This is a genomic window from Bradyrhizobium ottawaense, from assembly GCF_002278135.3.
GTDB lineage: Bacteria > Pseudomonadota > Alphaproteobacteria > Rhizobiales > Xanthobacteraceae > Bradyrhizobium > Bradyrhizobium ottawaense.
Map to the genome: position 1 here is coordinate 236,232 of NZ_CP029425.2, position 12,437 is coordinate 248,668.

9 protein-coding genes are annotated in these 12,437 nt (G+C 64.5%); 6 read left to right on the forward strand and 3 right to left on the reverse strand.

Annotated elements, in window-relative coordinates; all coding sequences use genetic code 11:
• The first annotated feature begins 155 nt into the window (after positions 1 to 155).
• From mnmE to CIT37_RS01140, 5 genes are all read left to right on the forward strand, one after another.
• Positions 156 to 1,508 carry a tRNA uridine-5-carboxymethylaminomethyl(34) synthesis GTPase MnmE gene (gene mnmE, locus CIT37_RS01120; protein WP_095424547.1) on the forward strand — a complete coding sequence of 451 codons (1,353 nt, stop codon included), beginning with the start codon at positions 156 to 158 and terminating at the stop codon, positions 1,506 to 1,508.
• Positions 1,509 to 2,085: 577 nt separating this feature from the next.
• On the forward strand, positions 2,086 to 3,966 hold the full coding sequence (mnmG, locus tag CIT37_RS01125; protein ID WP_095424546.1) for a tRNA uridine-5-carboxymethylaminomethyl(34) synthesis enzyme MnmG: 1,881 nt from the start codon (positions 2,086 to 2,088) through the stop codon (positions 3,964 to 3,966).
• A gap of 153 nt (positions 3,967 to 4,119) precedes the next feature.
• Positions 4,120 to 4,749, forward strand: a complete 630-nt coding sequence (rsmG, locus tag CIT37_RS01130; RefSeq protein ID WP_370126364.1) for a 16S rRNA (guanine(527)-N(7))-methyltransferase RsmG — start codon at positions 4,120 to 4,122, stop codon at positions 4,747 to 4,749.
• A gap of 30 nt (positions 4,750 to 4,779) precedes the next feature.
• A complete protein-coding gene (locus CIT37_RS01135) occupies positions 4,780 to 5,658 on the forward strand; it encodes a ParA family protein (RefSeq protein ID WP_018323546.1) in 879 nt (292 codons plus the stop codon).
• 149 nt (positions 5,659 to 5,807) lie between these two features.
• The gene (locus CIT37_RS01140) at positions 5,808 to 6,695 is read left to right on the forward strand and encodes a ParB/RepB/Spo0J family partition protein (protein WP_028139371.1); all 888 of its coding nucleotides are present in this window, start codon (positions 5,808 to 5,810) and stop codon (positions 6,693 to 6,695) included.
• A 150-nt stretch (positions 6,696 to 6,845) separates the two neighbouring features.
• On the opposite strand, the gene holA is transcribed toward CIT37_RS01140, so the two are convergent.
• The 3 genes from holA to leuS form a co-directional block, all read right to left on the reverse strand.
• Positions 6,846 to 7,874, reverse strand: a complete 1,029-nt coding sequence (holA, locus tag CIT37_RS01145) for a DNA polymerase III subunit delta (protein WP_028139370.1) — start codon at positions 7,872 to 7,874, stop codon at positions 6,846 to 6,848.
• A 132-nt stretch (positions 7,875 to 8,006) separates the two neighbouring features.
• Positions 8,007 to 8,558 carry an LPS assembly lipoprotein LptE gene (gene lptE, locus CIT37_RS01150; protein ID WP_018323549.1) on the reverse strand — a complete coding sequence of 184 codons (552 nt, stop codon included), beginning with the start codon at positions 8,556 to 8,558 and terminating at the stop codon, positions 8,007 to 8,009.
• Complete coding sequence (gene leuS / locus CIT37_RS01155) at positions 8,545 to 11,169, reverse strand: leucine--tRNA ligase (RefSeq protein ID WP_095424544.1); 2,625 nt, start codon at positions 11,167 to 11,169, stop codon at positions 8,545 to 8,547. The genes lptE and leuS overlap by 14 nt, the downstream gene beginning before the upstream one ends.
• A gap of 191 nt (positions 11,170 to 11,360) precedes the next feature.
• Here leuS and CIT37_RS01160 point away from each other — a divergent pair, with 191 nt between their 5' ends.
• Positions 11,361 to 12,407 carry a GGDEF domain-containing protein gene (locus tag CIT37_RS01160; protein ID WP_028139368.1) on the forward strand — a complete coding sequence of 349 codons (1,047 nt, stop codon included), beginning with the start codon at positions 11,361 to 11,363 and terminating at the stop codon, positions 12,405 to 12,407.
• Positions 12,408 to 12,437 lie beyond the last annotated feature (30 nt).

Below are 12,437 nucleotides of genomic sequence, written 5' to 3' on the forward strand. Positions count from 1 at the left end.
ACCTTTGCCAAACGGCGAGGTTTTTGCAGCGAATTTCCGGGTCTCTATTGCGATGCAACATGATCTTTGCTGCGGCAAAGGCGCAGCAAAACGGACCCGCCGCGGTCCTGGGAGCGGCCCATTTGCCTTTTCGTCCCGAGCCGGACAAATAGGCCATGCATCCGCGAGACCAGACCATCTTTGCGCTCTCGTCCGGCCGGGCGCCGAGTGCGATCGCCGTGGTGCGCGTCTCGGGTCCGCAAGCCGGTCTGGCGCTGACGACCTTGGCGGGGAAGCTGCCGGCGCCGAGGCAGGCCAGCCGCCGGCTGCTTCGTGACGGCGCGGGCCAGCCGATCGACGATGCGGTCGTGCTGTGGTTTCCGGGGCCGGCCAGCGCGACCGGCGAGGACGTCGCCGAATTCCACGTTCATGGCGGCCGCGCCGTGCTCTCGGTACTGGTCGCCGCAATTTCGATAATTCCGAATATGCGAGCCGCCGAGCCGGGCGAGTTCACGCGGCGCGCGTTCGAGAACGGCAAGCTCGACCTGACCGAAGCCGAGGGTCTCGACGATCTCATCCATGCCGACACCGACCGCCAGCGGCGCCAGGCGCTGCGCCAGTTGCAGGGCCTGCTCGGTGACCGCGCGCGCGACTGGCGCGAGCGCATCATCGAGGCCTCGGCGCTGATCGAGGCCGGCATCGATTTTTCCGACGAGGGCGATGTGCCGGCGGAATTGAGGTCGCCGGCGGTGAAAGCGATCAAGGCCCTGCACGACGAAATCACAAAAGTCCTTGCGGCACAGGGACATTCTGAACGGCTGCGTGAGGGCCTGGTGGTTGCGATCGCGGGCGAGCCGAATGTCGGCAAGTCGACGCTGATGAATCAGCTCGCGCGCCGCGAGGTCGCGATCGTCTCGCCGCATGCCGGCACGACGCGCGACGTGATCGAGGTCCAGCTCGATCTCGATGGCTATCCCGTCACGGTGATCGACACCGCCGGCATCCGCGAGACCGATGATCCGGTCGAGCAGGAGGGCGTGCGCCGCGCGCGAGCGCGGGCCGAGGACGCCGACCTCGTGCTGTGGCTGGTGGAGGGGGAGCAAGCCGTCAATCCGGACGCGCTGCGTTCCCTTCGGAAATCCGAAGGCGGCGATCGGTCGGAGGGGTCCGTCTGGATCGTCCGCAACAAGATCGATCTCGGGGGCCGGGCTAGCAAGTTGAGCAGCGAGTTCGGGATCTCGGCGAGACAGGGTGATGGCATCCCCGAGCTGGTCGATGCGCTGGTGAAATTCGCTTCCGAGTTTTTCGGAACCACCGAGGGCGCGCTGGTGACCCGGGCTCGCCAAAGGGAACTGTTGGTCCGGACGTCGGAGAGCTTGCGCCGGAGTCTGGACCTTGTAGAAGACGGCGAGGAGCTTGCAGCCGAAGAGCTGCGCGCCGCCGCTTACGCCTTGGGCCGATTGCTGGGCCGGGTAGATGTCGAAGACGTCCTCGGAGCGATCTTCCAAAAGTTCTGTATCGGAAAATAAAGCTAGTTCTTCATTGTAGAACTAGCGCTTGTTCCATTCCTTCTGTCTCACGTTATCCCGCTCGCTTTAAGCTCGATATCGATCGGGAACCCGCTTCGGAATCGGGGTGGCGTGAAGCGTGAATTGGGGCCTTTGGCTCCTTCGCCTCATCCGGTCCGGTCTGGGTGCCCGGATGTTTCACGTGAAACACTGGTTGGGTGAGAGTAAGGCCGGGCGAATTGGAGTTCCTCTCTTCAAGCGAGTCCCAGGACCATTCCAGGGCCTCTATTTTCGCCTCTTATTGCGAAGAGCCCCTGCGACGAAGCAATCCACGCTGCCTCCGAGAAAGGGATTCTGGATTGCTTTGCTCGCAATGCCTGTGGCCATCATCGGATCCAACATCCACCCAGTCGTCACCTTGCCGGGTGGAATGCCGATTTCGTTTCACGTGAAACACGAAACAATTCAATGGCCATTCTACTGTGCATGGGGTTGTTTTCGTGAAATCGCTTTCGGCCCCCTGGTCCGTGTTTCACGTGAAACATGCCTCGCCAGTTTCTTCTTCCGGCTTTCCCGACACTGAGCTAGAAGTCCGGACATGCGAACAGAGCGAGAGAGCTTCGACGTCATCGTGATTGGCGGCGGCCACGCCGGCTGTGAAGCCGCGGCTGCGTCTGCCCGGATGGGCGCAACGACCGCACTGGTGACGCATCGTTTCTCTACCATCGGTGCGATGTCCTGCAATCCCGCGATCGGCGGCCTCGGCAAGGGGCATCTGGTTCGTGAAGTCGATGCGCTGGACGGTCTGATGGGTCGCGTCGGCGATGCCGGCGGCATCCAGTTTCGCGTGCTCAATCGCCGCAAAGGTCCCGCCGTCCGTGGTCCTCGGGCCCAAGCCGACCGGAAGCTTTATGCCGCTGCGATGCAGGCCGCGATCCGGGAAACTGAGGGTCTTTCCGTCATCCAAGGCGAGGCTGACGAGCTGATCGTGGTCGATAACCGCGTCACCGGACTGCGCCTGGCGGATGGCCGGGAGCTTCGGGCAGGGGCTGTTGTCGTCACCACCGGTACCTTCCTCCGTGGTCTCATTCATCTCGGAGAGAAGAACTGGCCGGCCGGCCGGGTCGGAGAGGCGCCCGCGATGGGTCTTTCCGGCTCCTTCGAGCGCGCCGGCTTCACCCTTGGACGGCTCAAGACCGGCACTCCGCCGCGTCTCGACGGCACCACGATCGACTGGTTCGCAGTCGAAATGCAGCCCGGAGACGAGCCGCCGGAGCCGTTTTCGGTGATGACCGAGCGGATCACCACCCCGCAGATCCAGTGCGGGATCACCCGGACCACATCCGCGACCCATGAGGTGATCCGGGCCAATGTCCATCGCTCCCCGATGTACTCCGGCCAGATCAAGAGCTCTGGTCCCCGCTATTGCCCCTCCATCGAGGACAAGATCGTCCGCTTCGGCGATCGTGACGGTCATCAGATCTTCCTGGAGCCGGAAGGCCTCGACGACAGCACCGTCTATCCCAACGGCATCTCGACCTCGCTGCCGGAGGAGGTCCAGCTCGCGATCCTCGCCAGCATCCCCGGCCTTGAGCGAGTGAAGATGGTCCGGCCGGGCTATGCCATCGAATACGACCACATCGATCCCCGCGAGCTCGATCCGACCCTGCAGACCAAGCGCCTCCGCGGCCTGTTCCTGGCCGGACAGATCAACGGCACCACCGGATACGAAGAGGCTGCCGGGCAGGGCATCGTGGCCGGCCTGAACGCGGCACTGGCTGCGAGCGGGGCCGCATTGACGGTGTTCGACCGTGCCGACGGCTATCTCGGTGTGATGATCGACGACCTCGTCACCCGCGGGATCAGCGAGCCCTATCGGATGTTCACTTCCAGGGCCGAGTATCGCCTGACCTTGCGGGCGGACAATGCCGATCAGCGTTTGACCGAGAAGGGGATCGCTTTGGGGTGCGTCGGCAGTGCCCGGACCCAGCATCATCGTGCCAAGATGGACGCCCTGAACGCGGCCAGGGCGCTGTCGAAGTCGCTGGCGATCACCCCGAACGAAGCGATCAAGCACGGGCTGTCCCTGAACCGGGACGGCCAGCGCCGGTCGGCGTTCTCCCTGATGGCCTATCCGGATATCGGCTGGAGCCAGGTCCGCGCGATCTGGCCGGAGCTGTCCGCCATCGATCCCGTCATCGCTACCCATCTCGAGATCGACGCCAAGTACGATGTCTACCTCGAGCGCCAGAGCGCCGACGTCGAGGCCTTCCGGCGCGACGAGGGGCTGGTGCTGTCTGAGGTCGATTACCAGCAGGTGCCCGGGCTCTCCAACGAGGTGCGTGCCAAGCTGGAGAAGGCACGGCCGTTCACCGTCGGGCAGGCTGGCCGGATCGACGGCATGACGCCGGCAGCGCTCGGCATTCTCGCGGCCTATCTCCGGCGTGAGGCACGCAAATCCACCAAGGCAATCGCATAGGCGTTTCACGTGAAACAGCGCGGACCGGGCGGGGACAGACCGCTAACGCGACGACCAGGGACAGGTGAGGGCGCGCATCGTCGATCTGACCCGGGACCGACCAAGCCGAAGATCGACAAAGCCAGTGCCAACGATCAGGCGCTCGATTCCGTCATCGCTGCCGACAAGCGTGAGGCGCTCGAGCTCGCGCCCGTTTCACATGAAACGGAAGCCCGGCTCGATCGCTACATCGCGCTGCTGCGGGAGTGGCAGGCCAAGACCAATCTGGTCGCGCCCTCGACCCTGCCAAACCTCTGGACCCGGCACATCGCCGACTCGCTCCAGCTCGTCGATCTCGCGCCCGCCGCGAAGCGCTGGGCCGATCTCGGCAGCGGCGGCGGCTTTCCCGGCGTCGTCCTGGCCTGCGCCATGGCCGGGACGCCGGGTGCGAGCGTTCATCTCGTCGAGCGAATCGCCAAGAAGGCGGCGTTCCTGCGCGAAGCGGTTCGCGTCACCACATCTCCGGGAGTCGTACATCTCGCTGAGATCGGGGATAATGTGGATAGAATCACCGGCCCCGTCGATTGCGTCACCGCCCGTGCGCTGGCTCCGCTACATCAACTCATCGGCTTTGCGGAGCCGCTGATGCGCCAAGGCGCAAAGGCGTTATTTCTCAAGGGTCAAGATGTAGAGGCTGAATTGACCGAAGCCGCTAAATATTGGAATATCGAGCCTCGACTCCACCAAAGCCGCACGGGTGACGGCTGGATCGTGGAGCTCGATGCCGCCGAACGGCGCAGCTGAGGCGCTCAGGGGTTGAGTGGGGAAATTTCGATGACCGTGATTGACGAGCCGCAGCAAGAGCAGACCCAAGAACCGACCCAAGAACCGACCAGCGAGGTGCCGCATGGCCATCCGCGCATCCTGGCGCTGGCGAATCAGAAGGGCGGTGTGGGGAAAACAACCACAGCGATCAATCTTGGCACCGCACTCGCCGCGATCGGCGAGCGTGTGTTGATCGTCGATCTCGATCCGCAGGGCAACGCCTCGACCGGCCTCGGCATCGATCGCCGCAACCGCTCATGCTCGACCTATGACGTGCTGATTGGTGAAGCCCCGCTGCGCGAGGCCGTGGTCTCGACCGCGGTGCCGCGGCTGCACATCGCGCCCTCGACCATGGATCTCTCCGGCCTCGAGCTCGAGCTCGGCACCACGCCTGGCCGCGCCTTCAAGCTGCGCGACGCCATCGGTGCGCTCAACAACAACGTCTCGCCGGATGCCGACTACACCTATGTGCTGATCGACTGCCCGCCCTCGCTCAACCTGCTCACGGTGAACGCGATGGCGGCGTCGGACGCGATCCTGGTGCCGCTGCAGTGCGAGTTCTTCGCGCTCGAAGGTCTGTCGCAATTGCTGCAGACCGTGGAGCAGGTGCGCTCGACGCTCAATCCGAACCTGTCGATCCACGGCATCGTGCTGACCATGTTCGACTCGCGCAACAACCTCTCCAACCAGGTCGTCGCCGACGTCCGGCAGTTCATGGGCGAGAAGGTCTACAAGACCATGATCCCGCGCAACGTGCGCATCTCGGAAGCGCCGTCCTACGGCAAGCCGGTGCTGGTCTACGATCTCAAATGCGTCGGCAGCGAAGCCTATTTGCGGCTCGCCACCGAAGTGATCCAGCGCGAGCGCGAGCTGCGCGTCACGCATTGACGAGGCCGTAGGGTGGGCAAAGGCGTCTTCGCCGTGCCCACCGTCTTCCACACACGATCGGTGGGCACGCTTCGCTTTGCCCACCCCAAGATTCTACGATTCGAAATTCAGTTCTGGAGTGCTGCACCGTGAATCCAAGGGAGCTGGCGATGGCCGACGAAGCGCGTTCGCGATTGGGCCGGGGTCTTGCAAGTCTGATCGGTGACGTCGGCGGCGAGGCTCAGCATGTCGATCGGCCGCGCGCGCAGCGCAAGGTGCCGATCGAGTTCATCAAGGCCAATCCGCGCAATCCGCGCCGCACCTTTTCGGACACCGAGCTGAAGGAGCTCAGCGAGTCGATCAGGCAGCACGGCGTGATCCAGCCGATCGTGGTGCGTCCGGTGAAGGGCGCACAGGACCGCTTTGAGATCATCGCCGGCGAACGGCGCTGGCGCGCCTCGCAGATGGCCGGCCTGCACGAAGTGCCGATCGTCCCGGTCGACATCAGCGACAGCGACGCGCTGGAGTTCGCGATCGTCGAGAACGTGCAGCGCGAGGACCTCAACCCGATGGAAGAGGCGCAGGGCTATCATGCGCTCGCCAACGAGTTCAAACGCAGCCAGGACGACATCGCAAAGGTCGTCGGCAAGAGCCGCAGCCACGTCGCCAACATGATGCGGCTGACGAAGCTGCCGGCCGAGGTGCAGGCCTTCATCGCGACCGGTGAGCTGACCGCAGGCCACGCCCGCGCGCTGATCGGCGTGCCCGATCCGCTCGCCGCCGCCAAGCGCATCGTCGAGGAGGGCCTCAACGTCCGCCAGGCCGAAGCGCTCGCGCATGAAGAGGGCGTACCGGAGCGCAAGCCGCAAAAGGCGCGCGCCACCGGCGGCAAGGAAAAGGACCCCGACACGATCGATCTCGAAAAGCGCGTCAGCGACGCGCTCGGCCTCAAGGTCACCGTCAATCACCGCGATCCCGGCGGCTCGGTCCAGATCAGCTACAGCAACCTCGATCAGCTCGACGAAGTGATGAAGCGGCTGGCGAAGGGCGTGCTGTAGGCCAAGCCCTCGCTGTCATCCCCGCGAACGCGGGGACCCATACCGCGTGATTTATCGATCGGACCGGGCGCGCAGTACCGGACCGCAAGTCTTCGCCAAACGACTTCCTGTGGTTATGGATCCCCGCGTTCGCGGGGATGACAGCGTGGCTCAGCCCCGCCGCTTCGCGTTCGCGGCGATCGCCATCAATGTCCGCTGGGCGATGGCGGCGGCTAGCGTGGATTGCTTGCGGGTGTCGAGCGCCGCGGTCGCGAGCTGCTCGATGATGGCGGCGAGCCGCGCCACGCTGAAATTTCGCAGCGCCGTTTCGACCGCGGGCTTACGTGAAAAATGCAGGCGCGGATAGCCGCCGTCGAGCACGGCGGAGGCAGGCTGGCCGTCGGCGATTGCGAGCGCCGATTTGTGCAGCCACGCAGCCTGACGCTGCGCGGCGGAGATGATCACGCCGGGATAGGTGCCGGCGATCATGGCCTTTGCGAATTCGGTCTCGACGATGTCGGGCCGTCCGGCAAAGGCCCCGTCGACGATCGGGTCGAGCTTGAGCTCGGACGCATCAGCGACCACGGCCATCACGTCGTCCAGCGTGACCTCGCCTTTGCCGTGGGCGTAGAGCGTCAGCTTGCGCAGCTCGTTGCGCGAGGCCTGGCGGTCGCCGCCGAGGAACGACATCAGCGCCGCGCGGGCGTCCTGCGCGATGCGCAAATTTGCGATGCGCAATTCGTCATCCATCAGCTTGGCAAGGTCGCGCTCGGTGTCGGGATAGCAGCCGATCGCTACCGCGGCCTTGGCCTTCTCGCAGGCTTTTCGCAGCGGCGATTCCGGGCGCAGCTCGCCGGCCTCGATTACGACGCGGCAATCTTTCACCGACATCTCCGCCAGCGTATCGATGCCGCTGGCAAAGCTGCGCGAGCCGGCGCGAATGCGGATGGCGCGGCGGCCGCCGAACAGCGGCACCGTCATGGCCTCGTCGACGAGGCGCGAGGGCTCGGCGGAGAGCTCGTCACCGTCGAGCCTGACCAGCGAGAACGGATCGTTGGGATCATCGACGGCAGAGGCGATCAGCGCATCGGCGCGCTCGCGCACCAGGCCGGCATCGGGACCGTAAAGAAGGATGATCGGGCGGCCCGCATCGGGGCGGGCGAGGAAGGCGTCGATCTCTTTTCCACGCAGCGCGACCATGTTGCCTGTTACCTTGTCATTCCGGGGCGCGCGAAGCGCGAACCCGGAATCCAGAGGTTGGGAATCGAGATTCTCAGGTGCGCAATTGCGCACCGTAGTTCTCGCTTCGCGAGCCCTGAATGACGGGAATAATCAGGTGCCTGCGGTGAAGAACGAGGCGAGCCGGGTGGTGATGTTCTCAGCGATCTCGTTGGCGGCACGATCCTCCGCGTCGCGCACGGCGCGGGTGCGAGAGAAGCGCTGATAGGACCCTGGCATGTCATAGGACACGCGCGAGAACGTGGTGCCGGTCATCACCGACTTACCGGTCGCGACCTCGATCAGATTGTACTGGGCGTCGATGCCGAGGTTTTCGCTGGTCGGCAATCCCGTCGTGGCGCTGACGATCAGCGAAGAACGGCTGGAGGTGAAGCGGATGTCCAGCCGATGGGTCGGCGGCATTCCCGTCGCGGTGCCGTAGAGCTTGAAGGCGAGAGCATTGCGGACTTCGACACCGACACGGGCCTCGCGGGAGGCATTGGGCTTGGCGATCGGTGGGAGCTCGACCCCCATCAGTTTCTCGCGCAAGCCGGGGGTGCCGTCGCCACGCTCGGCATACATCGGCTGGAAGCAACCAGCCGTCAGCGCCGCCAATGCGGCGACCGCCAGCAAGCGGGCTGCGATGCGGATCCTAGCCGACAACATTTACGATCCTCTTGGGGACGATGATCACCTTGCGGACGGGCTTGCCGTCCAGGGCCAGTTTTACCGCATCGAGAGCCAAAACGGCAGCCTCGATTTCCGGATTCTGGGCCGCTGTTGCAACTGTGACGTCACCCCGCTTCTTGCCGTTGACCTGGACCACGAGGGTCACGCTGTCTTCAACCAGCAAATCGCGTTCGATTTGCGGCCAATGGGCCTCGGAAACCAGCCCGCTCTGGCCCAGAGCCTGCCAGCACTCTTCGGCAAGGTGCGGCATCATCGGGGAGAACAGCTGGACCAGGATCTGACCGGCTTCGCGGATCGCCCAGGCCAAATCAGGGGCGGGCTGGCCGGGTCGCTGCAAGATCTCCGAGAAGGTATTGGCGAATTCGCGGATATGGGCCAGGCAGACGTTGAAGTGCAGCCGCTCGATTCCGGTGGTGACCTTGTCGAGCGCACCATGGGCGGCCTTGCGCAAGGCGGTCGCGTCCGGGCCGAAGCTGGCCGGCCGGGCCGCCGGCGCGGCTTTGCCGAGTTCGATGGAATCGTTCACCAGCCGCCACAGCCGCTGCACGAAGCGCGAGGCACCCTGGACGCGCTCGTCGCTCCAGATCACGTCGCGGTCGGGCGGGGAATCCGACAGCATGAACCAGCGGGCGACATCGGCGCCGTAGGTCTCGATGATGTCGTCGGGATCGACCGTGTTCTTCTTCGATTTCGACATCTTCTCGATCGGGCCGATCTGGATGTCTTCGCCCGTCGTCAATAGCGTTGCGCAGCGCCCATTTCCGCCGACCTCGACCTTGACCTCGGCCGGCTGCACATAGGTGCCGTCGGCCTTCTGGTAGGTCTCGTGCACCACCATGCCTTGCGTGAACATGCCGGCGAACGGCTCGTCCAGCGCGATGTGCCCGGTCGCCTTCATCGCGCGGGTGAAGAAGCGGCTGTAGAGCAGATGCAGGATCGCGTGCTCGACGCCGCCGATATATTGGTCGACCGGCAGCATCCGGTTGGCGACGGCAGGCGTCGTCGGAGCGGTCTCGTTCCAGGGATCGGTGAAGCGTGCAAAGTACCAGGACGAATCCACGAAGGTGTCCATGGTGTCGGTTTCGCGCTGAGCCTTGGCCCCGCATTTGGGGCAGGTGACATGCTTCCAGGTCGGGTGATGGTCGAGCGCGTTGCCCGGCTTGTCGAAGGTCGCATCGTCAGGCAGCGTCACCGGCAAATCGGCATCCGGGACCGGCACCACATCGCATTTCGGGCAGTGGATGACGGGAATCGGGCAGCCCCAATAGCGCTGGCGCGAAATGCCCCAGTCGCGCAGGCGGAAATTCACCTGGCGCTCGCCGACCGGCGCGTTGCCGCGCTGCTCGCTTTCCAGACGTTTTGCGACCTCGTCCTTGGCCTGCTCGATGGTCATGCCGTCGAGGAAGCGCGAATTGATCATGCGGCCGTCACCGTCATAGGCGGTGTCGGTGATGACGAACGACTTCGGATCCTGGCCCTCGGGGCACACCACCGGCGTGTTGCCGAGATTGTACTTGTTGACGAAGTCGAGGTCGCGCTGGTCATGCGCCGGGCAGCCGAAGATCGCGCCGGTGCCGTATTCCATCAGCACGAAATTGGCGACATAGACCGGCAGCTTCCAATTCGGATCGAACGGGTGCACCGCGCGGATGCCGGTGTCAAAGCCCTGCTTCTCCGCGGTGTCGATGATCGATTGCGCGGTGCCGATCTTCTTGATGTCGGCAATGAACTCCGCAAGCTCGGGGTTCTTCGCGGCGGCTGCCTGCGCCAGCGGATGATCTGCCGAGATCGCCATGAACTTTGCGCCGAACAGCGTGTCCGGGCGCGTCGTGAAGATCTTCAGCTCGCTCTCGCCGGCGGGCGTCGTCGCCTGATCCAGCGCGAAGCGAACCAGCAGCCCTTCCGAGCGGCCGATCCAGTTGCGCTGCATCAGCCGGACCTTGTCGGGCCAGCGATCGAGCCCATCGAGCGCGGACAGCAGCTCTTGCGAGTACTTCGTGATCTTGAAGACCCACTGGCTCATTTCCCGTTGTTCGACAACGGCGCCGGAACGCCAGCCGCGGCCGTCGATCACCTGCTCGTTGGCGAGCACGGTCATGTCGACCGGATCCCAGTTGAGCTTGCGCTTCTCACGCTCGGCGAGGCCGGCGCCGAGCATGTCCAGGAACATCTTCTGCTGATGCTTGTAGTAGCTGGGGTCGCAGGTCGCGAATTCGCGTGACCAGTCCAGCGACAGCCCGATCGAGCGGAGCTGCTTTTTCATCGCGGCGATGTTGTCGTAGGTCCAGGCTTTCGGCGCGACCTTGCGCTCAATCGCGGCATTCTCGGCCGGCAGGCCGAAAGCGTCCCAGCCCATCGGATGCAGCACGTTGAACCCCTTGGCGCGCATGAAGCGGGCCAGCACGTCGCCGAGCGTATAATTCCGAACATGGCCGATATGGATGCGCCCGGACGGGTAGGGGAACATCTCGAGCACATAGTATTTCGGCCGCGAATCGTCGTTCTTGGAGACGAAGATCGCCTGTTCGTCCCAGAGGCGTTGCCAGCGCGGTTCGGCGTCGCGGGCGTTATAGCGTTCGGAGGTCATGGAATCGTTGGGGTTTTCGTGGGTTCGGCCGTCTCAAGACGGCGGACTAGGCCATAGAAGTCCTTAGGGGGTCAATGGGTTGCCGCAGTTTGGAACTTTGTCGGGGCCTCCGCATAACTACGAAGGTCGGCGTTGGGGTGTGATTAAGGGGTCAATGCCAATTTGCGGCCCGACGAGACCGCATGAGTGCGATGGATTCCAGCTTCGACGAGCCCGATTACGACTATGCCGCGTCCATTGCCGGACGGGCGATGCGGAGCATGGCCGAACAGCGGATTGCGCCGACCCCGGCCAATTTTGCCGTCTGGTTCCTGTATTTCGGGGACGGCCATGAGGATCTGCGCAACGCGATCGATCTTCTGATCGACCACAATCGTCCTTTCGACGCCCGAACCAATCAGGACCTGTTCAAGACCTATGTCGCGCCCCAGGTGAGTGCCGCCGTGGTCGACACGTCCGAGCGGCTGCAGGCGCTCATGGGGGCCGCGAAGGAGTTTCTGGCGACCGCGATCGCCGACAATCATTCGCAGATGCAGGTCATCAGCGAGGTGGCGGACCAGGGCAAGGCCGGCGTCGATCCGAAGGCGCTGGTTGCCCAGCTCATGAACGAGCTGGCGCGGGCCGCCACACGGGCGACACGGCTGGAAGCCGGCTTTGCGGAAAAGACCCGCGAGCTCGACGTGATCCGCGATTCGCTATCGAGGTCCGAGGAGCGCGCCCGGACCGACACGCTGACCGGCCTCGCAAACCGGCGGGCGCTCGACGAATTCCTGCGCAAGGCGCAGGCGACTGCCGCGTGGGGCGAGCCGCTCAGCGTGCTGATGCTCGACATCGACCACTTCAAGACTTTCAACGACAATTTCGGCCACGGCGTCGGCGACCAGGTGCTGCGCCTGATGGCGAAGGTGCTGCGCGAAAAGGTTCGCGAGCAGGACCTGCCGGCCCGCTATGGCGGCGAGGAGCTGATCGCGGTGCTGCCGGATGCCGATCTCGCCACCTGTGCCGAGATCGCCGAGCGGATCAGGCACGCGCTCGCCGAGTGCACGATCACCCGCCGCTCCACCGGCGAGGTTCTGCCCAGCATCAGCGTGTCGATCGGCGTGGCGCAGTACCGGGCCGGCGAAGCGATCACCGATCTCGTCGAGCGCTGCGATCGCGCACTCTATCTCGCCAAGAGCAGCGGCCGCAATCGCGTGGTGACGGAGACCGAGCTCGATCGCGCCGGGGCTGCGGGATAGCCTGTTGAGGGGTGGAGACGACGACGTTGG

What these genes read in the sequence shown, in the direction of transcription:
- CIT37_RS01160 (WP_028139368.1), top strand. Translation starts at nt 11,361, where the DNA reads ATGGATTCCAGCTTCGACGAGCCCGATTACGACTATGCCGCGTCCATT.
- mnmE (WP_095424547.1), top strand. Translation starts at nt 156, where the DNA reads ATGCATCCGCGAGACCAGACCATCTTTGCGCTCTCGTCCGGCCGGGCG.
- lptE (WP_018323549.1), bottom strand. Translation starts at nt 8,558, where the DNA reads ATGTTGTCGGCTAGGATCCGCATCGCAGCCCGCTTGCTGGCGGTCGCC.
- CIT37_RS01135 (WP_018323546.1), top strand. Translation starts at nt 4,780, where the DNA reads ATGACCGTGATTGACGAGCCGCAGCAAGAGCAGACCCAAGAACCGACC.
- CIT37_RS01140 (WP_028139371.1), top strand. Translation starts at nt 5,808, where the DNA reads ATGGCCGACGAAGCGCGTTCGCGATTGGGCCGGGGTCTTGCAAGTCTG.
- holA (WP_028139370.1), bottom strand. Translation starts at nt 7,874, where the DNA reads ATGGTCGCGCTGCGTGGAAAAGAGATCGACGCCTTCCTCGCCCGCCCC.
- mnmG (WP_095424546.1), top strand. Translation starts at nt 2,086, where the DNA reads ATGCGAACAGAGCGAGAGAGCTTCGACGTCATCGTGATTGGCGGCGGC.
- leuS (WP_095424544.1), bottom strand. Translation starts at nt 11,169, where the DNA reads ATGACCTCCGAACGCTATAACGCCCGCGACGCCGAACCGCGCTGGCAA.